This is a genomic window from Cupriavidus sp. HE11 (genome assembly GCF_056097175.1).
Map to the genome: position 1 here is coordinate 359551 of NZ_CP184466.1, position 23184 is coordinate 382734.

Annotated in this window: 11 protein-coding genes and 1 pseudogene; 10 read left to right on the top strand and 2 right to left on the bottom strand. The window is 66.6% G+C overall.

Annotation, left to right across the window (positions count from 1 at the left end; genetic code table 11):
* Nucleotides 1–13: 13 nt before the first annotated feature.
* The 9 genes from ACOABP_RS29575 to ACOABP_RS29615 all read left to right on the top strand — a co-directional run bounded on the left by ACOABP_RS29575 (nt 14) and on the right by ACOABP_RS29615 (nt 20816).
* Complete coding sequence (locus tag ACOABP_RS29575; protein WP_474230602.1) at nt 14–424, top strand: ExbD/TolR family protein; 411 nt, start codon at nt 14–16, stop codon at nt 422–424.
* A gap of 13 nt (nt 425–437) precedes the next feature.
* Nucleotides 438–1142: an energy transducer TonB family protein gene (locus tag ACOABP_RS29580; RefSeq protein WP_474230603.1), complete on the top strand. Its 705-nt coding sequence runs from the start codon at nt 438–440 to the stop codon at nt 1140–1142.
* Nucleotides 1143–1185: 43 nt separating this feature from the next.
* Nucleotides 1186–2997, top strand: coding sequence for a putative porin (locus ACOABP_RS29585; protein WP_474230604.1), 1812 nt, complete (start codon nt 1186–1188; stop codon nt 2995–2997).
* A 17-nt stretch (nt 2998–3014) separates the two neighbouring features.
* Nucleotides 3015–3827 (top strand): hypothetical protein, encoded by an 813-nt coding sequence (locus ACOABP_RS29590; RefSeq protein ID WP_474230605.1) that lies wholly within the window; start codon nt 3015–3017, stop codon nt 3825–3827.
* 53 nt (nt 3828–3880) lie between these two features.
* The gene (locus ACOABP_RS29595) at nt 3881–4471 is read left to right on the top strand and encodes a YbjN domain-containing protein (protein WP_474230606.1); all 591 of its coding nucleotides are present in this window, start codon (nt 3881–3883) and stop codon (nt 4469–4471) included.
* A gap of 314 nt (nt 4472–4785) precedes the next feature.
* Nucleotides 4786–5367, top strand: coding sequence for a secretin and TonB N-terminal domain-containing protein (locus ACOABP_RS29600; RefSeq protein WP_474230608.1), 582 nt, complete (start codon nt 4786–4788; stop codon nt 5365–5367).
* Nucleotides 5364–5879: an RNA polymerase sigma factor gene (locus tag ACOABP_RS29605; RefSeq protein ID WP_474230610.1), complete on the top strand. Its 516-nt coding sequence runs from the start codon at nt 5364–5366 to the stop codon at nt 5877–5879. Before ACOABP_RS29600 ends, ACOABP_RS29605 begins: the two co-directional genes overlap by 4 nt.
* Before the next feature lie 87 nt (nt 5880–5966).
* Entirely contained in the window at nt 5967–6950 is a 984-nt protein-coding gene (locus tag ACOABP_RS29610) for a FecR family protein (RefSeq protein WP_474230611.1), read from the top strand.
* Between the two features lie 183 nt (nt 6951–7133).
* On the top strand, nt 7134–20816 hold the full coding sequence (locus ACOABP_RS29615; protein WP_474230613.1) for a filamentous haemagglutinin family protein: 13683 nt from the start codon (nt 7134–7136) through the stop codon (nt 20814–20816).
* A 466-nt stretch (nt 20817–21282) separates the two neighbouring features.
* Here ACOABP_RS29615 and ACOABP_RS29620 read toward each other — a convergent pair whose 3' ends face one another.
* Entirely contained in the window at nt 21283–21603 is a 321-nt protein-coding gene (locus ACOABP_RS29620) for a winged helix-turn-helix domain-containing protein (protein WP_474230615.1), read from the bottom strand.
* 220 nt (nt 21604–21823) lie between these two features.
* Nucleotides 21824–22771 carry a LysR family transcriptional regulator gene (locus ACOABP_RS29625; RefSeq protein WP_474230617.1) on the bottom strand — a complete coding sequence of 316 codons (948 nt, stop codon included), beginning with the start codon at nt 22769–22771 and terminating at the stop codon, nt 21824–21826.
* Between the two features lie 67 nt (nt 22772–22838).
* Here ACOABP_RS29625 and ACOABP_RS29630 point away from each other — a divergent pair.
* Nucleotides 22839–23087, top strand: a pseudogene (locus tag ACOABP_RS29630) (DUF2325 domain-containing protein); the annotation flags it as partial.
* Nucleotides 23088–23184 lie beyond the last annotated feature (97 nt).

Consider the following 23184-nt stretch of genomic DNA (forward strand, 5'->3'; position numbering starts at 1 on the left):
CGGAGCCGCGATCATGGCAAATGCAAACAGGTTCGGCGTGCGCAAGCGTAGCGGCGGCATCAACATCACGCCGTTCGTCGACGTGCTGCTCGTGGTGCTGGTGATCTTCATCTTGACCAGCAACGCCAGCATTCCGGGCATCAAGGTGGATCTCCCGAAGGCCAGCGCTTCGGTGGCGCTGGAAAGGCCCAAGACGAAGGCCATCACGGTCGATAACGCGGGCCAGGTCTTCCTGGACGCCTACCCAGTGTCGCTACCCGAGTTGGAAGAGCGGTTGCGCACCGAGAAGGCACTCACGCCGGATTTTCCGGTGATCGTGCGCGGCGACGCGTCGGTGCAGTACGCCAAGGTGGTGGAAGTGCTCGACTTGCTGCGCCGGATCGATCTCAACCAGATCGGTCTGGTGACCGGCAAGCCGGCCTGAGGGAGCGACGAGCGTGAACCGTCACGAATCCTCGCTGGCACCTCCTGGCCGCGCCGCGCTGTGGTGGCGGCGTTGGGGCGGTATTGGCGTTGGCGCACTGGCGCTGGCCGCGGCGGGGCTGTTGCTCTGGCACTTGCTGTCGGATACCGCCGCGACACGGCGAGAGGCCCCCAGCACGCCAATGCTGGTACTGCCCCCACCCCCACCACCGCCTCCCGAGCCGGAAAAGCTTCCCGAGCCCGAACCCGTCAAGCCTGAGGTGGTGGAGCCGGAGCCGAAGCCGGCCGAACCGACCGAAGCGCCGCGGGACGATGCGCCGCCCAGCCCTTCGCAGGACCTGGGCCAGGCCGTCACGATAGATGGCGCCGCCCAGGCTGGCAACGATGCCTTTGGCATCCAGGCCGGCGGTGGCGGCGGCATGACGGGCAGCGGCGGGGGCCTGGGCAGCCGATCGTATTCGGCCTACGTCTCAAGCGCGCTGCAACAGGCATTCGCGCGCGACAAGCGCACGCGCCAACTGGCCTTCGACGATATCCGTATCGACATCTGGCTCGACGCCGAGGGACGCGTCGCCCGTGCGCAGTTGGTGGGCGGCTCGGGCAGTGCCGAGGCCGACGACGCTGTGCTGGCCATGGTCCGTGATTTCCGTGCCGACGAGAAGCCGCCTGCATCGCTGCGCTTCCCGATGCGGCTCTCCATCAAGGGGCGGCGGCCGTAAGCGCATGTCTGCCTTCATCCCAACAGCATTTCGAAATAGTACGATGAAACCATTCGCTCATCCCCCGCGCCATGCGGTGCGCGCCAACGTCCTGACGGCAGCCGTTGCCCTGGCGTGCCTGGCTACCGTCAGCACGGCCCATGCGCAAGACGGCGCACCGCAGGAAAGCGCCATGATCAAGCTGATTCGCGGGCTGATCCAGAGCGGCGCACTGGACAAGAACACGGGCGAGGCGCTCCTGGCCCAGGCGCAGACCGAAGCCATGGCCGCGCAGATGGCACAACGTACTGGGCCCGGTGCGGGTGCCGGGACCGTTGCGACGGTTGCGGCGGTCGGCGCAGCCGGTGGAGCCGCCGGCGCCGCTGCCGGCACTGGGGCCGCCGCAGCCGTCCCCGGAGAGGTGCGCGTGCCTTATATCCCCGAGACCGTGCGCGACCAGATCCGCGACGAGGTCAAGGTCGAGGTCATGGCTCAGGCCAAGGCCGAGGGCTGGGCCGCCCCGAACGAGACGCCGGAGTGGACCAAGCGCATCCGCGTGGAGGGCGACGTGCGCCTGCGCAACGAGTCGCGTTTCTACTCGGGCGGCAACAGCGATATTCAAATCGATTGGGCAGCCATCAATGCAGGCAGTGGCTTCGACGTGAACCCGAACACCAACCTGTCGCTGCCGCCGCTGCTCAATACGCGGCAGAACCGCCCCAATCAGTGGCGTGCCCGCGCCAGACTGGGCGTGCTGGCCGACGTGACGGAAACCGTCAAGGCTGGCGTACGCCTGGCCACGGGTAATGACAATAGCCCCGTGTCCACCAACCAGACGTTGGGCGGTGGCCTGGCCAAGAAGGACGTATGGCTGGATCAAGCCTGGGCGTCGTACCAGCCGTTCGAATGGATGAAAATCACGGGCGGGCGCTTTGGCAACCCGTTCGTCTCCACCGATACGCTCTATTCGTATGACCTGAACTTCGACGGGCTGGCCGCGCAGTTCGAGAAAGCGCTTCCCAACCGCGACGTGACGATGTTCGGCACGCTTGGCTTCATCCCGCTGGAATATTCGAAGGACAACGCGCCGTCGAGCAGCCAGGAGAAGATGAAGAGCGAGATGAAATACCTGATGGGGGCACAGATCGGCGCCGACTGGAAGGTGAACAGCGAGAACCGCCTGCGTGGCGCGCTGGCCTACTACGACTTCCACAATGTCACGGGCCGCGTCTCCGAGCCCTGCGCGCTCTACGCGGGTGCGGATGGCTGCAGCACGGACTGGACCCGCCCGGCCTTCATGCAAAAGGGCAACACGCTGATGTTGTTGCGCAATATCGCGCTCAATCCGCTTGACCCGGCCAACACGCCGCAGCCGCAGTACGTGGGTCTGGCCTCGAAGTTCCAGCTGATGGACGTGAACCTGCGCTGGGACACCAAGGTGGCCGGCTACGGCCTGCGGCTGGACGGCAACTACATCCGCAACCTCGCGTATGACGCCGACGAGATGTGGAATCGCGCCAATGGCGGCATTGTCAATAATTTTGGCGGCAGTGGCGGCACCAGCCGCGAGGACTTCAAGAGCGGCGGCAATGCCTATATGTTCCAGGCCACCTTCGGCAAGCCCACGCCTGCGGCGCGTGGCGACTGGAATGTGCTGGCCGGCTACAAGCGCATCGAGCCAGATGCGATGCCTGACGGCTACAACGACTCGACGTTCCACGGTGGCGGCACCAACGCGCGTGGCTACTACCTGGGTGGCTCGTATGCCCTGGACAAGAATGCGTGGGTGACCGGCCGCTGGATTTCCACCAAGGAAGTGTTCGGCCCGCCGCTGTCCATCGATACGCTGCAGTTCGAATTCAACGCCCGCTTCTAAAGGAGGATGACGTGTTCATGAACCGGTTGTCGCGTCGCTCGTCCCGTAGCTCGTCCCGTATCCAGAGCCCAGCGCTGCTCGTTACGCTGCTCGCCACGCTGGTGGCAGGCAATGCCTACGCGCAACAGGCGCCGAGCATGGAAGAGCGCCTGCGCAACCAGCTGCGTATCACCACCACGCAGTTACAGCGGGCGCAAAACGAACTCGCGGCGCTGAAGGCCGGCCAACAACCTGCCGCCGGCACGGCCGGGGGTGGCGACGTCAACGCCAACCCCAACGCGCTGCGCAAGGAACTCGATGCCGCCCGCGCCGAGCTGGCCGCCGAACGCGGTGCGCGCGAGCAACTCGTCCACGCCGCGCGCCAGGCACAACTGCAGACACAGGGCGTGGCGGAGAAGGCCGCCACCCAGATCGCGCAGTATCGCAAGTCCTACGACGAGTTGCTGCGTATGGCACGTACGCTTGACGCCGAACGCCGCAATCTGGCGGCCGAGGCTGGGGCGCGCCAGGCCGCGCTGAAGCGCTGCGAGAGCGCCAATACCCAGCTCTACAGCGTGGGGCTGGACATCCTGCGTGCCTACGAAACCGTGGACGTTGCCACGGTGCTGGCTGCGCGCCAGCCGTTCGCGGCCCAGAGCCGCGTGCGCTACGAGCAGATCGCGCAGGACTATGGCGACAAGCTCTATGAGGGGCGCTTCGATGTGCGTGCCGTGGAGTCTGCGCCCGCAGCCTCCGGCAAAACGTCCACGGAGAGCGCGGCCCAGCCAACGTCGGCTGCCGCATCCACTGCATCCACTGTCTCTACCGACACTGCGCCGAAACCGCAATGACCCGACGCAGCCATCCCGATTCTCAGACCCTGATTCACGAACAAGGAATATCCATGACCGAAGCCACCACGCTCGACGCTGCACTGGAACAGACGACCGCACCGGCGACCCCTGAAACCGCGCCGGAACCCGCAACCGATAGCGCAACGCCCGCACTGCTGACCCATGTCACCGCCGATCAGGTGGCCGATGCCATCCGCAACGCGGGTTGCGCCGTGAACCTGGCGCAGGAAGATGGCAACGCGCGCCTGCACAGCGCCAGCCACGGTGTGGGTTTCCAAGTGCTGTGGGGAAATCGGGTTAGCGATGGGCAGTTTCTCGATTTCACGCTGAGCTGCCCGCTGCGCGTCGAAGGCGGCCAGTTTCCCGATGCGTTGCTCAACGAGTGGCACCGCAGCCGCCGGTTTGCACGCATCGCGTCGCATGGTGATTTTCTCGTGCTGGAGATGGATGTCATGGTCACGGGCGGCGTGACCGAGGCCTACCTGTCGGTGGCCATGCAGGTCTGGATCCAGATGATGGGCCAATTCTTCCTGCATCTGCGCAACTACCGACCCGCAGTGCCAGAAAACTTGCCGCAAGACATGCCGGAAAACACCCCAGAGGGCATGCCGGCCAGCGAAGACACCTCAACCATCGCCTGACGTCGACCTTCGTCACTTTGAGACGGCACGCCGGCCATCCCCGACGGCGTGCCGTTCTCCTTTTGTCACGGTAACGTCACTTTATCTTCATACGATCCGGGACGGTGTTGCGCTGGCAGGGCCGGCTGCATCGACAGGATCTGACCGGACACCAAACGCGCTCCTGACCGGCACACTCCCTATGCACAGGCCGTTCGATCTCCATGGCACGTCTGCCCGCTGCCGTCCCTGCGCACACCGCTTATGGGTGCATCGCAACCCTTGCCCTCGCAGCCAGCCTGGTATGGCCCTGCGTGGCCAGTGGCGAGACCGACATGGCCTTTGACTTGCCGGCGCAGCCGCTCAAATCGGCGCTCGCCCGTTATGACACGCAGACCAATGTGTCGGTGTTCTACCCGTCCGAGTTGGCTGAAGGCCGCTGGTCGCATGCGGTACAGGGCGCGATGCCGCCCGCGCAGGCGTTGCATCGCCTGCTGGAGGGCACGGGGCTCGTAGCGCGTGCTACGGCAGTCGATACCTTCGTCTTGGCTCCGACCGGGGAAATGCCCGCCACGGCAGATGCGCAGGGGGTGGCTGCGGCACGCCCCTATGACGCGCTGGTGCAATCGCGCGTGCGCCAGGCGCTGTGCGCACGGCCCGCGCTAGCACTAGGGTCCTACCGGCTCGCGCTCTCGGTGCGGATCGACCGCGCCGGACGCGTTCAGCACGCGCGCCTGCTCGATACCACCGGTGACAGCGGCCGCGACGCAGCCATCGTCGCGGCACTGCGAGGCGCCGAGATTGGTCGCGCGCCGGCGCATCCGGAGCAGCCCTTTGTGCTGCTGGTGCGTCCAGTGCCATGCCCGCCCGGTGAGCACTGCGTCATGCCGTGCGACGCGCCACGGAGCCTGCAATGAGCGAGGCCGTGCGCGCCAGCCTGCGTGCGTTGCTCACGCAGCGCTATGACGATCTCAAGCGGCGCCTGACGTGGCGGCTGGGGTCGGCCGAACTGGCGAGCGATGCGTTGCACGATACGTGGGTGCACCTGGAAGATCGCAATGATGCCAATGGCCCGGTCGCCAGTCCCGCGGCCTACCTGATGCGCATGGCGACCAACCTGGCGTTGGACCGCCTGCAGCGTGACCGGCGCTTCATGAGTGCCGAAGAACTGGATTCGCTGATGCTGGAGATCGCCGATCCCGCCCCGGGGCCGGCGCAGACGGTGGCCGCGCGCGGGGAGGTAGAGGCGCTGGCGAAGCTGATCGACAAGATGCCGCCACGCCGGCGTGCCATCTTCCTGGCCGTCCGGGTCGATGAACTGTCGAACCAGGAGGCGGCGGTGCGTTTCGGCGTGTCGCCGCGGCTGATCGGGCTCGAACTGAAACGGGCGCACGAGTACTGTGTGGCGCACATGGACAAGCATGACTGAACAAAGCGTGCCGATCCGGCCTTCCAGAATCGTCTTGTTGTCATGCGACCTTGCTCGGCGCGCTTGCCAGACGCCATGACTGCCACCATGAATCCCTTGCTCAATCGCCCACGCGGCCTTACCAGGATCGAACGCCAGGCCATGCGCTGGGTGCGAAAGATCGGCGCCGGCCAGATGACGCATCGCGATGGCGATGCGTTGCGTCAGTGGTGCCAGGCCAACCCCCTGCATGCCACCGCGTTGGCGGATGCGCAGCGCCAGTGGCAACTACTGGCGATGGGGGGTGAGCGCTTGCTGGCAGACAGGCCGCTCGCCTCGCGCCCTGAGGTGAAGCCGGCGCCCGTGCATTGGCAGCGCCGGGCGTTCCTGGGCGGCGCGGTGGGCACCGTCGCGGCGACCACCACCGCCATCCTGTTTCCGTCGCTGGGGCTGTGGCCCTCGGCGCGCGAGATGCGCGCCGACTATCGCACGGTGGCCGGCGAGCAACGGCGCCTCGCGCTCGGCGGCAATGTCGACGTGGAATTGAATACACGCACGAGCATTGCGGTGCGCCAGCAGGGCCGTGTTGGCGGGATTGATTTGATTGCCGGCGAGACAGCGATCGATATGACGGACGCGCCGCGGCCGTTCGCCGTCACGGCAGGCGCCGGGCGTGCCGTGGGCGCGCGTGCGCGCTTCGAGGTACGCCATCTTGGCGAGCAGGTCTGCGTCACGTGCGTCCAGGGGTTGGTCCAAGTCGCGCACCCGAACGGGGCGGTGACGCTGACCTCGCGCCAGCAGGTCTCCTATGACGACCGCAAGCTCGCGCGTGTGGTGAGTCTCGATGCTGCGCGCATGCCTGCCTGGCGCGAGGGCTTCCTGCGTTTTGCCGATACGCCGTTGGGAGACGTGGTCAGCGAGATCAATCGCTACCGCAGCGGCAAGCTCGTCCTGATGGCAAACCAGTTGGCCACCCGGCCGGTGACGGGCCGCTTCCAGATCAGCGCGCTCGACAAAGCAATCGCACAGATCCAGCATTCGTTCGGCCTCACCGCGCGCCATCTGCCTGGCGGCGTGGTGCTGCTGTCTTGATTCCGTCGCGGAGTTGTCACCAAATCTTCAAGGAAATCCTTGCCGATTCGCGCACGCCAAAGGGTCTAGTTCCCAGGAACATCGGTGGCAAGGGCTGCCGATGGCAATGACGACAGGGCCAGGCCGCGTTGGATGAACGACGTGCACAGGGCCCGCAACCTTGCTTGACGGGATCAGGGCACCATGCAGATGCGCGTTTACCAGAAGACCTTGCTGGCGCAAGACAAAGGCAGGATCACGATGACGGCCCAGGTGCCGACAGTCCGGCCGCTGGCCCGCACCGTGGCCTTGCTCGTGGCAGCCGGTGGGCTCTGGGGCAACGCGCAGGCCAACCCCGCCTTCAGTCGCGCGTGGATGGCGCAGAAGAACATGATGCAGGACACGGCAGCCGCTACCGGCCGGCTGCCGAACGGCACCCCGGCCGCGGCGCTGACGAACCCGAACGCGCAGCAGCAACGTGCCAACGAGCAGTTGCAGCGCTCGATTCAGAATCTTGGCCAGGCCGCGCAGAGCATCGCGGCGATGCAGGCGGCACAAGCCGCGGCGCGCCAGGCGGCCGCGCAGGAATCGTCCGTACCCGATGGACTTACCGAAGGCGGGCTCAAGGTCGACACCAATAGCCTCACCGCGGGCTGGATCAATGCCAAGAGCGCGGCGCAGAAGGTGGTGGATGGCCGCACGCACGTCTCGATCGAACAGACCGCCGACAAGGCCATCCTGAACTGGGAAACGTTCAACGTGGGCCGCAATACCACGGTGGAATTCCAGCAGCGTCAAGACTGGGCCGTGCTGAACCGCGTGAACGATCCGCAGGCACGCCCGAGCAAGATCCAGGGGCAAATCAAGGCCGATGGCACGGTCATGATCGTGAACCGCAATGGCATCGTGTTCACGGGCACGAGTCAGGTGGACACGCGTAACCTGGTGGCCGCGGCCGCCGGCATGACCAACGCGCAGTTCGACAAGGGGCTGTTCAGCGAAGCGCGCGGCACGGGCTACGTGCCGACTTTCGCCAATGACCTCGCGGTGAGCACGACGGCGGTGACGCATGGTGCGGCCACGGGCGATGTGGTGGTCGAGGCGGGCGCGCGCATCAGCACGCGCCAACCTGAAACGGTCACGCAGGGCGGCGGCTATGTGTTGCTGCTGGGCCGCGAGGCGCACAATCGCGGCGCCATCGTCACGCCGGGCGGCCAGACCGCGCTGGCTGCCGGCGACAGCTTTGTCATCCGCCGCGGCCAGGGCACCGACGGCAACCCCAACGCGAGCACCCGCGGCAACGAGATCGATGTGCTGCGGCTGGCCAATAGCGCAGCGGGCCTTGTCACCAACAGCGGCCTGATCCAGGCGACGACGGGCGACATCACGCTCAAGGGCCATACGGTCGAGCAATCGGGCGTGCTGGTGTCGTCCACCTCAGTCAATACGCGCGGCACGATCCACCTGCGCGCCGAGGGCGACGACAAGAGCCGCGTCACCTTCGCGCCGGGCAGCGTCAGCGCCATCCTGCTGGATGACAGTGGCGGCACGGCACTCGACGTGCAGCGCGATGCGCTCCTGCGTGACTCCGGCACCGCGAGCGAATCTGGCTTCAACCGCCGCGACCAGTCGCTGGTACAGGTGATTTCCTCGGGTGACGTCTTGTTCGACGGCGATTCACTGACGCTGGCCACGGGCGGCCAGATCAGTGTCAATGCTGTACGCCGTGCGCTGCTGGCCGACCGCTCCATCCTTGATGTGGCGGGTGCCGTGGGTGTCAACGTGGCGATGGAAGCCAACAACGTCGAGATCAGCACGCAGGGCAACGAACAGCGCGATTCGCCCGGCAACCGCGACTCGGGCAAGCTCAACAACACGACGATGTGGGTGGACCGCCGTTATCTGGTGCGCGTGCCGGCCGGCACCAACGGCTACACCACGGATCGCTGGTACACCGGCGGCGGCCTGCTGGAAGTCAGCGGGTACCTGAACACCAGCGGCCACGGTATCGGCGAATGGGCCGCGCTGGGTGGCACCGTCACGTTCGATGGCGGCCAACTTGTTACGCAGGCCGGCTCGTCGGTCAACGTCTCGGGCGGCTCGCTGAACGTGCAGACCGGCATGATCCGGCAGAGCTGGCTGCGCGGCGAGGATGGCCGCCTGTACAGCCTCGACAAGGCTCCGGCCGATGTGCTCTACAGCGGCCTGTATCGCGGCTACGAAACCCAGCACCAACGCTGGGGCAAGACGTCCACCGAACAGTTCAACAGCCCGTTGATCGCGCCGGACCGCCGCCTTGAAAACGGCTACACGGTAGGCCGCGATGCAGGCCGCATGGTGGTGAGCACGGGCTCCGCGGTGCTGGAAGGCGCCATCGAATCGGCGGTCTACCAGGGACCGCGCCAGAGCCAGACGCGCGATGCCACGCTGGATGGCTATCGCCAGTCGCAAATCGCGGCACCGCTGGCCGGCGAACTCGTGATCGGGTCGATCCGTCCGGTGTTCGACACGGCTTCGGGCATGCTGCGCGACAGCCCGACGGCCGTGGTGAAGCAGGTAGATATCGGCACCGCCGAGCAGATCGGGCAGGGGCTCGGCCTCGACGGCACCATGCCCGAGGCACTGGCCGGGCGGATCACGCTCGATGCCGGCTGGGTCAACGCACAGAAGCTGGGCCGCCTCAAGGTCTACGCGCAGGATGGCATCGAGGTAGATGCACCGATCGCCGTGGCTAACGGCGGCGGCATCGCGCTGCACGCGGGCAAGGTGAACGTCAACGCCGATCTGACCGCACGTGGCGGCCAGGTCGTGCTGGGCAACATGGTCGAGCGGTTGGCGTCATTGGCGAGCACTGAATGGCTGGGCGCCCCGATTTCCTCGACGTCGGCCGCGATGGCGGGCGTCAACGTAGGGCCCGGCGTCACGCTCGATACGCGCGGCCTCTGGACCAACCTGCGCACGGACGCGGGTGACATCGCGGGGCTGCCGTATAGCAACGGCGGCGATATCCGCATCAGCACTACGGGCGATATCGTGCTGGACACCGGCAGTGTGCTCGATGTCTCGTCGGGCGCGGCGCTGAAGGCCACCGGCAAGCTCGACGGTGGGCGCGGCGGCAATATCTCGTTGCTGTCGAACCAGCTGGACACCACCGGCAAGAACGCCGCCACGCTGCGCATGGATGGCGAACTGCGCGGCTACGGCGTGCGCGGCGGCGGCAAGCTGACCATCGATTCCGGCACGGGCGTCGTCGTCGGCAGCAGTCCGCTGGCCGAGAACGGCGTGCTGCAGGCGGGGAAGTCGGCGGCGGTCCAGTTGATGCTGACGCAGGACCTGACGATGCCGGCGGGCACGGTCCTGCCGACCGACTACACGTACACCACCGACCGCATCCAGCCGGGCGCCATCACGCGAGGTAGTCTGCTGGCCACCTTGGACAAGCCCGTGACGCTGGCGGGCAACTGGCAGGTGCCGGCTGGCGAGGGCGGTGGCGCGTACACCGTCTACGACAGCTACGGCAACTTCTACCAGACCGGCATGACAGTGCCGGCCGGTGCCAGGCTGACCAGAACGGTCGGAAACATGGTGGCCGGGTACGTGGTGCCCGCGGGTGTGTTTGCCGATGGCATGCCGGTGGCGCCGTTCGACACCACGATCAAGGCCGGCACTCCGTTCACGCAGGCGGTGACGCTGCACGCGGGCGACCGGCTTGCACCGGGCACCGCACTGGGGGCCGATGTGACGGTCAAGCCGTTGCTGGTGCTCGACAGCAAGGTGTTCCAGACGGGGTTCGGCCAATACGAGGTGATCGGGCAGCAGGGCGTGGCGGTGGCGCCGGGCGCGATCATCGACGTCAACATGCCCGTGCTGCGCCACGACACCGTGCTCGCACACGCGGCACCCACCGGCACGGCGCCGGCGGATGCGATGCAGCGCTGGCTGCCGCCAGTCTGGCAGGAAGATCCGGAAGACGGCGTGCTGACGCAACGTCGCGGTGCCGACCTGGTACTGACAGGCGGAAGTGTCTACGGGAAAGCGCCCGTGGCGGTCGGCATGGGCAGCGTGGTATCGGTCGATCCGGGCCACCATATCACGTTGCAGGGCAACGGCCAGATCACGATCGACGGCACGCTGAACGCGTGGGGCGGCAAGATTTCCGTGCTCGAAACGGCGCTGGGCCTCGGTCCCGCCGATACGCCGAGTGGTCATGCGGACAGCCGTTCGATCTGGATCGGCAACAACGCGGTGCTCGATGCGGCGGGCCGTTCGGCGACTGCACGCGACTACGCCGGACGCGTCTACGGCCACGCGGCCGCTGGCGGCACCATCGAGATCGGCGCGCCGTACGTTGCGGGTGCGCGTCAGGTGGATGCGGCGGATGCGTTCATCGTGGTGCGTCCGGGTGCCCGGCTCGACGCATCGGGCGACGCTGCCACGATCGATGTGCCGGGCCAGGGTGCCGTGGCACTGCCGGGCAGCGGCGGCGTCATTGCGCTGAGCTCCATGCGCGGGCTGTTCGTCGATGGCGCGCTGCGCGCGGCGTCGGCTGGCCCCGGCGCGGCGGGCGGCATGCTGGCGCTTTCGCTGGAAACGCCGGCCTATATTGGTGTGGCGAACAATACGCTGCAAGGCGTTGGCGTGGAGGATGGCGTGCGTGCGCCGCGCGAGCTGATTCTCGCGCAAGTGCAGGGCGCCAGCGCGCTGTCCGACGATCTGGCCCCGGGCGCCAATCTCGCAAATGGCGAGACGCTGGCCTTCGGTTATGGGCGCATTGGCGTGGACCGCATCGCGGCAGGCGGCTTCGGCAACCTGGCGCTGCTGGCCAACGGTCTGATCAGCTTCGAGGGCGATGTCGACCTGAAGATGGACCAGAGCCTGCGGCTGGTAGCCAGTTCGATGGGCCTGGCCGCGCAGGCGGCCCCGTCCACCCATGTCACGCTGGCGGCACCGTATGTGCAGCTCGCAGGCAGCACGCGCCGCGCCGTGGACAACTCGATCATGCCCAATCCGGTGGTCGGTTCGCGCAACCTGCTCAACTCGGGCGGCGGGACGCTGGGCGTGCCGTTGGTGGCTGACGCCGCAGGCCTGACGGTGGATGCCGGCTTCCTCGATATCGCCGGACAGATGCTGATGGGCACGCGTGGCGATATCGTGATGAACAGCGGCACCCCGCTGAAAGTGGAGCGTGACGCGTTTGGGTCGATCAACTTGCGCAGCGCGGCCGATATCCGCCTGTCCGGTGCTGCCGAGTTCTATTCGTCCGGCAACCTGACGCTGGCCGCGTCGCAGATTTATCCGGCCACGCTGGACAGCGGCAAGATCGTCGTTGGCCTGGAAAACTACGTGGACGAGTGGGGCACCACGAAGACCCGCATGGTCCCCACGCGCGTACTGAACGTCGAGCGATCCGGTTACCCTGGCGTGGCGGACCCGGCGCTGCCGTACTCGGTTTTCGGCACCATCCAGCTGGCCGGCCCCACGGTCAACCAGCGCGGTGTCGTGCGGGCGCCGATGGGCAGCGTGACCATCGGCTCCAGCCAGAACGGCCAGGAAGCCGGCATCGTCAATCTGCTGCCGGGTAGCGTCACGTCCGTGAGCGCGAAGGGCCTCACCATGCCGTTCGGCGGATCGCTGGATGGCCTCAGCTATATGTACAACGGTGCCGATGTCGCGTTCGACAAGGCTGGCGCCGGCCCTGCCGTGACATTGGCTGGGCATGCGATCGACGTGCAGGAGGGCGCCGTGCTGGACCTGAGCGGGGGCGGCGACCTGAAGGGCGCTGCCTTCCTGTCCGGCCGTGGCGGTTCCACCGATGCGCGGATGAACCCGCTGGTCCAGGTGGACCCGAAGGGCAGTTTCACGCTGCCGGGGCTTTCCACCAACCCGGTCTACGCGATCGTGCCGGGGGCGCAGGCCGGTTACGCGCCCATCGTGGCGGAGAAGGGCGCGGGCGACCCTGCCATCGGGCGCCAGATCACCATCGGCACTGGCGTGCCGGGCTTGCCGGCGGGCACGTACACGCTGCTGCCGTCCACCTATGCGCTGCTGCCGGGCGCCTTCCGCGTGGAGTTGAACGGCGCGCCATCAGCCGCTGCAACTCGGCAGGATGCACTGGCGATGCGCAATGGCTCGTACGCCACCAGCGCGCAGTTGAGCACGGTGGGCACCGGCGTTCGCGACGCACTGCCCACGCAGGCCATCGTCACATCCGCGGACGTGCTGCGCCGCTATTCACAATACAACGAGACGAGCTACAGCGACTACGCAATCGCCGCGGCCCGGCGCAACGGCATGCCCCGGACGATGATCGAGCGCGACGCCAAGACGCTCGAGCTGAATTTCCTTTCCACCAACGCCAACGGCAAGATCGGCAACACGGAATCGCTGCACTTCGGTGGACGCGCACTGTACGACACGCCGGAAGGCGGTTGGGGCGGCAGCGCGCTGGTCACCGGAGGCGGCAGCTACGAGATCCTGGCGGCCGGCGCGACGCCTGGGGCACCGGGCACGATGCTGTTCCCGGTGTCATTGCATGACGACGACCTGAACGCCATCGGCGCCACCCGGCTTGCCATCGGCGCATTGCCGAAGGTCGGTGGCGTGGGCAGCAACGCCGCGCGTGGCAACGTGGCGACGTTCGAAGCCGCCGCTACCAACATCGTATTGCGTGAAGGCGCTGTGCTGAAGGCGCCCGAGGTATTCCTCGTGACCAGCAGCCCGACGGGTGGCATTACCATCGAGCAGGGCGCAGGCATCAACACGCTGGGGCTAGGCAAGGCCGCGTGGGATTCGACCAACGGCTTTGTCTTCGAGCCGGGCCAGCGCGGGGTGGTGGCGCTGTCCAACGGGTGGCTGGACATGCTGGCACCCGCCGCAAACAGCTCCAGCTTCGGCGGCGGTTTCATCGATATCGGTGCCTGCGCAGCGGGCAAAACCTGCCAGGGCAATGCGCAACTGTATTCGGAAGGCACCATCGCGGCTGCCACCGACAACACGTTCGAACTGCGCGACGCGGTGCGCTACGGCACGCGCAATCTTTCGCTGTCGGTGGGCGCCGTCAACGTGGGCACCGAGGCCGCGCTGGCTGCGGCGGCCTCGCGCGGGGCGCTGACGCCGGGCCTGCGGCTCTCGCAGGATGTGCTGAACCGTCTGATCAACGGCGACACCAGCACCGGCGCGCCGGCGCTGGAAAACCTGATCCTGACCGCACGCGACGCGGTCAACTTCCACGACTCGATCACGCTCTCGACGCTCGACCCAGTCAACGGGAAGTCCGCACTCGATCATCTGGTGCTGACCACGCCAGCCATCTATGGCGCGGGCGATGCCAATGCCGATGCGCGCATCCAGACCGATGTGCTGGTGTGGAACGGCGCCACCACGCCGGCAGGCCAGGTGGCTGCAGGCGGCGCCGGCACGGGCTCCGGCAAGTTCACGATCGATGCGCGCGAAATCGAATTCGGCTTCGCACCATCCGTGCGCGTGGATACCGTGCACGACATGGACCGGCTGGCGCTTGGTTTCGGCGAGGTCACCCTGAAGGCCAGCGAGCGCATCACGGCCAATCGCAAGGGCGCGCTGGCGGTCTACCAGTCGCGCGGCGCGTGGGACGACGCCACCGGCAAATTCACTTACAGCGGGGGCAACCTGCATATCGAGACACCGCTGCTGACGGGCCACGCCGGCTCCGTCAACACGCTGCGCGCCGGTGGCGACATCAACGTGGCCGCTCCGGCTGGCACCACGGCGCCGGTACTGACAAACGCGGCACTGGTGGCGGCGCTCGGCGCGGAAATCGCCCTGGAAGGGCGCAACGTCTCGCTGGATACCGCCGTGGCGCTGCCGAGCGGCAAGCTCACCGTTACCGCGCAGGGCGACATCGCACTGGGCGATCGCGCCGACCTCGACCTCGCCGGGCGCAAGCTCGACTTCTTCGATGCCAGCAAGTACAGCTGGGGTGGCGATGTGGTGTTGGACAGCAAGGCGGGCAGTATCCGCCAGGCAACGGGTTCACACGTGGATCTCTCCGCAGTCGAGAACCGCGCGGGCAAGTTCACGGCCATCGCGCTGGGCGCTGGTGCCGGGGTTGTTGATCTACAAGGCACGTTCGCAGGCGGCAGCACCGGCCACTACGATGCGGGCGGCACCTATGTGCCGTATGCCGCGGGCGGCGCCGATATTCGTGGCCAGCAGATTGCCGACTTCACGGGTCTGAACCAGCGGCTCAACGAGGGCAAGGTCAGCGGCAGCCGTAGCTTCCAGGTCAGGCAGGGCGACCTGGCGATTGGTGACGAGCTGAAGGCGCGCGAGATCAGCGTCTCGGTCGATGGTGGCCGGCTGATGGTCAACGGCACGGTGGATGCCAGCGGCGAGCAGGTGGGCAGCATCCGCCTGGCTGCGCGCGATGGCGTGACTATCGGCGGCCATGCATTGCTTGATGCGCACAGCCGCGTGCTGCGTGTGGACAGCTACGGCAAGATCATCGAGGCGCCGAACCGCGCCATGATCGAAATCCAGAGCGGCAACGGGACGCTGGTGCTGGCCGACGGCGCGCGCATGGATGTGCGCGCCGGCACCGATGGCACGGCGCAGCCGCTAGGCACGGTGGAACTGAGCGCGCGGCGTATCGGCGGCGCACGCGGTACGGACGTGGATATCGACGCGTCGGGCACCGTGCGGATCGACGGCGCGCGCGGCATCTACGTCAACGCGTTCCAGCGCTATGACAACGCGCCGCTGATCACCGGCGGCACTGTGGATGGCCGCGACTATCAGTCGATCACGCAGGGCTACCTGAAGGACTTGCACGACGACAGCGTGGTGTTCATGACCAACGCGCTGGGCAATGGCGACCTGATGAACCGCAAGCTGGCAGGCCTGCGTGGCTACACCGACGCGTTCCACCTGCGTCCCGGCGTCGAGATCGTCAGCGCCACGCCCGAGGGCGACCTTCATGTCGATGGCGACATCGACCTGTCCGGCTTCCGCTACGCCAGCGTCAACCCGCATTCGCAGACGACCGGTGTCTATGGTTCGGGCGAGGCGGGCGCGCTGGTGCTGCGCGCGGGTGGCAACCTGAAGGTCTACGGCAGCCTGACGGACGGTTTCGATACCTCGGTACTGCAGCCTACGCTCGACGACAAGGGCTGGATTCTAGTGAAAGGCCGCGTACCCTGGGGCGGCGATGTCATCATCCCGACCGACGGCCTTGTGACACTGGCCGAAGGTACGTTCTTCTATTCGGGCCGCGCGCTGAACTATGCGTTGTCAATGCAGGCGATGTCGCTGCGCGCAGGCACCGAACTGGCCACGCGCGCCACGCTGACGGCGGACCTGATGCTGCCGGCCGGCACGGTGCTGGGCGGCGCGGTGCGTGATGACAATGGCAACGTGATCTATGCCGCTGGCGCAGTACTGTCGCAGTCGGTGACCCTGTCCAGTGGCATGCAGCTCGACGCGGGAAACCGTCTGCCGTCCGCCGCGAAGGTGGGGCCGATGGTGTGGCCGGCCGGTGTGCCGCTGCCTTTCCCCGATGGCGCCGTTGTCGATGTCGGATCGTCCTGGGCGGCCGTGAACGGTGTGCAACTGGCGGGTTCGCTGACGCTGCGCAAGGGCGCGATGGTGCCCGCCGAAACCGTGGTCAGGTTGCCGGGCGACGCCGAGAGCGTGCAGATGCGTCCGGCCGATGCTGATGGCAACCAGGGCCGCAACCTCGCGCTGGCGCCCATGCTGGCGCCAGGATCGCAATCGTGGTCGGTGCGGCTCGTGGGCGGCGCGGATCTCGATGCGGCGGACACGCGCGCGCTGATGCCGCACAGTGCAAACGGCCACGTGCTCCTGGCCGATACGCACTATGGGCTGGTGTTTCAGAAGAACGTCCTTGTTCCGGGTACCGGTATGCCGGCGAAGTTCGTATGGGGGCCGGATGCCGCGTTCCTTGGCTATGAACCGGGTTCGCCGATCGAGGATATGGATTCGTGGGGCGGTGAAGCGGGCCTGGAGGAATTGAACAACTGGGGTCTCGGTGTCATGACGATCAAAACGGCCGATGGAACTCCGCCCGTGTATGAAGACCGCGCGACGCCGGGACGCCAGCAACTCTACAGCGTGCTGCGTACTGGCACGGGTGATCTGGAAGTACTGTCGGCCGGTGATTTCACGATGTCATCGCCGTTCGGCGTCTACACGGCGGGCACGCAGTCGTTTGGCGTGGATACGGCGTACAACCAGCCACGCTCGATAGGCGCGGACGGCACCATCCTGGGCACGCGGGGTGCCGACTGGGTACCCTACGTCAACGGCGGCACGCAGAGTCTCTACCAGGCGTGGTATCCCGAGCACGGTGGTAACGTGCTGGTGCGCGCTCAAGGCACCGTGCGCGGGGACACCATCGGCCAGTCGTTGGGCACCATCCGCAACGACGATGCGCTCGGCATCATGCGGCAGCATATCGACACCTCCGCCGTGGGCGGCTGGCTGTGGCGCCAGGGCACCGGCAGCGCCGCGCAGCCCGGCGAAAGCGTGCCAACCGCGTGGTGGGTCAACTTCGGTACCTACGTGCCCGCTGCGATGGGTACCACCAACGCACTGCATGACGGCACGCCGTTCCTGGTGGGCTTCACGGGCATTGGCACGATGGGTGGCGGCAATCTCGTGCTCGAAGCCGGCGCGGACGCCGGCATGATGGAGTCGCGCATGGGGCAGGCCGCCAACGTGCTGTCGCGCAGCCAAGGCCTGAACCTGGCGGTGGCCAGCACAGGCCGTGTCTCGGCCGATGGCAGCACGTTGACGCTGACTGGTGGCGGCGATCTCGACATCCGCATCGGCGGCGGACTCAACCCGGTGGCGGAGGTGCGTGCAACGCCGAATCCGGGCAGCGGCGCGAATGGCAGCATCCTGCGCTACGACAACATGCAGATCCCGCTCAACAGCACGTTCACGAACCTGCGCGGCGCACTGCGGCTGGCGGCCGGATCGGTGGGCGGTGTTGAGTTGCGCTATGACCTGTCGGATCGCATGGAGACGCGTGCGTACCAGCCCAACGTGGCGACGTCGTCGATTGCAGCCGGTGGGCCGGTGCTGGTGCCGGGCGATGCCACCATCAGCATCGATGCGCGCGGCGATCTCGCCGTGGGCGGCGTGGCCGATCCGGGGCGCGTGCCGCAGTACCACAACGGCACGCCGTTCACACTCAACGGCACCGCGCAGGACGGCGAGGGCTGGAGCTGGTTCTCGCTCTGGACCCCGGCCACGGCAGTGAACCTGCTGGCGGCGGGGGGCAACCTGACGCCGTCGATGGCGTGGATGGATAATCGTGGTGGCCAGAATCACAGCGCCACCGATGGCCGCTTCATGATGCCCGCGATCCTGCGTGCGGCGGCACCCAATGGCAGCATCTACTATGGCGGGTCGAGCCAGGGCAAGCGGGACGGCGAGGGCAAGCCAGTCCAGTCGCCGTATGGACTGATGTTGGCCCCGTCGCCAGTGGGGCAGCAGTTCGCGACCCCTGGCACCGGCGCGCTGGAGTTGCTGGCAGGCGATTCGATCTACGCCGGCGGCTACGCGGTGACGCAGTCCGGCGCCGATGGCTCGGCGCTGCCCACGCCGTTCAACCCCGGCTTTGCCGGCGTGGTGGGGCAGGTCTGGTACGGCCAGTGGATTGTCGGCAATGTCAGCCAGCAGGGGCTGGCGCCGACCGTGATGTTCGGGATCGGCCTGGGCAGCGAGCAACTGTATCCGCTGTTCAGCCTGACTTCGCCGAGTGCCTCGGGCCAGGCGCATGCGGGCCAGCCGCCCGCGCGTTTCTATGCCAATGCGGGCGATATCGTGGGGCTGCGCACGGGCGGCATCATCACGCGTGGTAACGCCATCGGCGCGAGCGGGCTGCAGGCGACGTGGTACGAAGGCGGCGGCCCGGTGGCGATCCGCGCGGGGCGCGACATCGTCAACGCAGGCACCGAACTCGGCGCTACCGAGACGGTGCCCAATGCCGCGCTCGGCTGGTTCGGGCAGTACTACAGTTCGCAGCCCAATGCGCCGCTGCGTCCGCAGCGGATCGATACGGGCGGCCTGCGCGGCAACCTGATCGTCCACAACAGCGCGGACGATATCTCGGTGATTTCGGCCGGGCGCGACATCCTGGGCGGCACTTTCTATGTGGCGGGTCCGGGCCTGATGGAAGTGACCGCTGGCCGCGATCTCTACCTCGCCGACAAGGGCGAGCTCAAGAGTATCGGACAAGTGGTCAACGCACGGGCGGGTGACCGCGCCAGCGGGGCCGGCATTGCTGTAGCCGCAGGCGTGGGTGCGCGTGGTCTCGACGGCCTGGGCTTCCAGGCGTTTGCGGCACGTTACCTCGATCCGGCCAACCTGGCCGATCCGGGCCGTCCGCTGGCCGACCAGCCGGGCAAGGCGGTGACCACGTATGGCGGCAAGCTGACGCTGGGCGATTGGCTGCGCGCAGAGTTCGACTACAAGGGCAACGAGGCTGACGCGCCTGCCTTCCTTGCTGCCAAACAGGGCGAACTGGACCGTGCCCGCGATCAGAAGCAGGCTGGCGGCACAGCAGCCACCAGCCGCGACCTGCAGCGCGAGTTCGGGCTTGTGAGCCAACTGCACCTCGTGAACTGGCTCTCGGACCGCTTCGGCGGCGCCAACGGCCTGGGCCTGCATTTTGATGCAGCCACCGGCGATGCACGCGCGTTCTTCGCCGCGCTGCCGGCCGAGCAGCAGCGCGCCTACCTGCGCAATGTCTACTACGCGGAACTGAAGGCATCGGGGCGGGAGTACAACGCCGTGGGCGGCCCGCGTGCCGGCAGCTACCTGCGGGGCAGGGAGGCCATCGCCACGTTGCTGCCGAATGGCGCGAACCTGGGCGGCGACGGCGGCGATGGCGGCGACCTGACCATGTTCAGCAGCGCGAAATACTACATGGACTCGGCCAATCCGACGTTCACCACCCGTCCCCGATCTGGCGTGAAGTACCTGACCAAGGCCGAGTGGGTGGCTGCGGGAACGCCGGGCAATATGCCGTACTTCGACGTGCTCGATTCCGGCATCCATACGGACTTCGGCGGCGACATCAGCATCCTCACTCCGGGTGGTCGCACGCTGGTGGGCGTGGATGGCGGCTTCGTGCCGGGCGAGGGTTCGGGCGTGCTGACGCAGGGATCGGGCGAGATCCAGATGTATGCCCGTGACAGCATCCTGCTTGGCCAGAGCCGTATTTTCACCACGTTCGGCGGCAACATCCTGGGCTGGTCGGCGGAAGGCGACATCAACGCGGGCCGGGGTTCCAAGTCCACGGTGGTCTACACGCCGCAGCGGCGCACCTACGACGACTACGGCCGGGTGACGCTGTCGCCGACCACGCCGAATACCGGCGCCGGTATCGCCACGCTGAACCCGATCGCCGAAGTCGCGCCGGGCGACATCGACCTGATCGCACCGCTTGGCACCATTGACGCAGGCGAAGCCGGTATCCGCGTGTCGGGCAACGTCAACCTGGCTGCGCTGCGCGTGGTGAACGCCGAGAACATCCAGGTGCAGGGCAAGGCAACCGGCATTCCGGTGGTGGCGTCAGTCAACGTGGGGGCGCTGTCGAACGCCAGCGCGGCGGCGTCGCAGGCGGCCAATGCGGCGCAGGAGGCCGTGCAGCGCGAACGCACGGCGTCCCGTCAGGCCATGCCGTCGGTGTTCACGGTGCGCGTGCTCTCCACAGGCGGCGAGCCGGCGGAAGGCGCAGCCAAGCCAGGGCAGGGCGCCAGCGTCCAGCCCTCGCCCTATGACTACAAGGCGGCAGTGCAGGTGCTGGGCCAAATGAACCTTGGCGATGCGGCGCTGAGTCAACTGACGCCGAACGAACGTAGAAGCCTGCAGCAGCACTGATAACCCGAAGTGGAAGCAGCACGTCGGGGGCGCCTTTCGAGGCACCTCTTTTTTGAGTTCCCTGCGCGGCGTTCACCGTCGGCATGGTGAGCGACAAGGCACCTTCGGGGAAGGTCGTCATAGACCCGCTATCGCGAACGGCTTGCCCGCCGGCAGACCGATTTTCCATCTGACCGCCTTGCTGATAGCGGCCAGCGCGCAATGCCTAGGGAATCCGGTTGGACGTGTGCGAACCGGCAGAAGTTGACACCAGACCGGTCACTAAAGGGCCCTCATTCATATGACGGGTGTTGGCTGTGGATTCAGCCGGCCGACCGCCGCAAAGGTCAGTGCCGTCTCTGAACGCCCGATTGATATATCCATGTGCCTCGACGCCAATGGCAGTTATTGGGTGAACTTCTGCCGTTGGCAAGATGCTAACGATGTCCCTTCGTGGGCAGGTGCCTGCGGCGCTGCCATCGCTGCCCTATGCCAGCAAACCCAGTAAGGAACTGATTTCCTTGGAACACGCCTGCGTAGCGATGGACTCGATTTGTCGATACAGCCGGATTACGGATTCACCTTCTTCAGTGAGCTTTGTACCCCCTCGGCCCTCACCGCCATGCTCGGACAACACCGCAGGCAAGCGCATTGCGCCATTTAGTTCCTGCACCAGTAGCCAGGCGCGGCGGTAGGACATTTGCATGCTCCGAGCTGCTGCGGAAATGGAGCCGTGCTCGCGAATAGCCTCCAGTAGAGAAATTTTTCCGGGGCCAATGGCAACGACGTCGGCTACGGTCACGCGCATGCGAAATTTCACGTGCGCTGGTGAGGATTTGGAGCGCCCGCGAGCGGTGCTGGAGGCTGTTCGTATCGGTGCCATGAGAAGGTGAACGGAGATCGAACTCGGCTTTTGGAGAGGACTGCGCCTGGTAATCGCTCAATTGTACCGTTTGGCTCGGTCCCCAACTGTAGTAGCTGTCTCCGATATATCCAGTAGTATATTTCGGAGCATCCACATCCTCGCGCTAGCGCACCTGTCGGCGTGTCGCTCCTGTCCGGGCCAGAAGTTCGCGTGCCACGGCCGCGACAATGCCGCGAAGCCAGCGCGAACCCATGTCCTTGTGACTGCGCGCGTGCCAGAGCTGGTAGTAATGCAACGCACCGACCGGTACCGGAAATGGTTCGATACGCAGCGGCAGAAGGCTAGCGTAATGGCTCGCGAAGGCGCGCGCCGTCGTGAACACCAGGTTGCTGCGCACCAGGACATAGGGCGCCATGCAGAAGTAGGGAATCTGCGTGGTCACCTTGCGTGACAGGCCGGCGCGCGCCAGCTCGATGTCGATCGTGTCCTGGCCGGGCAGATTACGCGTAGCCACCGTCAAGTGTTGGGCTGCGCCATACGCCTGCGCCGTCATGGCGCCGGCGCGAATCGAATGGTCGTCGCGCAGCATGCAGACCAACTCGTCCGCACACAGCGGATGCAGATGCAAGTTATCGGGGGGTGTCCGCCAGTTGCCGATGACCTGGTCGAGGTGGCCGTCCTCGAGCCCTTGCTCGTAGCCGCCCTCTGCCATCAGGTGATGGACTTCCAGCGTGGCGTTCGGTGCCTCGGCGTGAAACCGTTCTATCACCGAGGGGACGAAGAAGACATCTAGGTAGTCCGGCGAGCCGATCCGGAACACGCGTGTGGTGCGCGCCGGATCGAAGGCGGTGGCCGGCTCCAGGATCCTGCCTATCCCGGTTGGTGCCAGTTCTGCCGCACCGACGAGCGCCAACCCGTGTTCCGTCGGCACCATCCGGTTGCCACTGCGCACCAGCAACGGGTCTCCCGTCAATGCCCGCAAGCGGCGTAATGCCACGCTGATGGAGGGCTGCGTCTGGCCCAGAAGGTGGGCTGTGCGCGAGACGCTTCGCTGGGTCAGAAGCAGGTGCAGGACGCGGATCAGATGGGAGTCGACTGGTTCTCTGGGCATGGCAAAACGGCGGCAAACGCCGCGGGCACAACGACTGCGCCGTTATATCCTTAGCCAACGGCACCACATCCAGGACCGCGCTGGCGGCTACTTCCAGGACCACGACGGGGGCCTGGAAGACCGCAAGGGACGCCTGCCGGCCATGATCGCCTCGGCGGACATGGTGGTCTTCCCGGTCGACTGTGTCGATCACGACTCAGTCAATATGCTCAAGCGTGTCTGCCAGCATCAGGGGATTTCCTACTACCCGTTGCGTAGTGCGAGCGTGGCGAGCTTCGTCGAGTTGATGGAACGTCTGACCGTCAACCAGGGGTAGCTGCGGCGCGCGGGGGGCGTGGCACCCTGGACCCTCTCACGCTTTGTCCCCCAAGATCCCGAAGCGGTCCTTTCCCACCGAATAGATGAACCCGGCT

Excerpts from the sequence above, each read along its gene's own strand:
- ACOABP_RS29575 (WP_474230602.1), top strand. The coding sequence starts at position 14 with ATGGCAAATGCAAACAGGTTCGGCGTGCGCAAGCGTAGCGGCGGCATC.
- ACOABP_RS29585 (WP_474230604.1), top strand. The coding sequence starts at position 1,186 with ATGAAACCATTCGCTCATCCCCCGCGCCATGCGGTGCGCGCCAACGTC.
- ACOABP_RS29590 (WP_474230605.1), top strand. The coding sequence starts at position 3,015 with ATGAACCGGTTGTCGCGTCGCTCGTCCCGTAGCTCGTCCCGTATCCAG.
- ACOABP_RS29595 (WP_474230606.1), top strand. The coding sequence starts at position 3,881 with ATGACCGAAGCCACCACGCTCGACGCTGCACTGGAACAGACGACCGCA.
- ACOABP_RS29600 (WP_474230608.1), top strand. The coding sequence starts at position 4,786 with ATGGCCTTTGACTTGCCGGCGCAGCCGCTCAAATCGGCGCTCGCCCGT.
- ACOABP_RS29605 (WP_474230610.1), top strand. The coding sequence starts at position 5,364 with ATGAGCGAGGCCGTGCGCGCCAGCCTGCGTGCGTTGCTCACGCAGCGC.
- ACOABP_RS29610 (WP_474230611.1), top strand. The coding sequence starts at position 5,967 with ATGAATCCCTTGCTCAATCGCCCACGCGGCCTTACCAGGATCGAACGC.
- ACOABP_RS29615 (WP_474230613.1), top strand. The coding sequence starts at position 7,134 with ATGCAGATGCGCGTTTACCAGAAGACCTTGCTGGCGCAAGACAAAGGC.
- ACOABP_RS29620 (WP_474230615.1), bottom strand. The coding sequence starts at position 21,603 with ATGCGCGTGACCGTAGCCGACGTCGTTGCCATTGGCCCCGGAAAAATT.
- ACOABP_RS29625 (WP_474230617.1), bottom strand. The coding sequence starts at position 22,771 with ATGCCCAGAGAACCAGTCGACTCCCATCTGATCCGCGTCCTGCACCTG.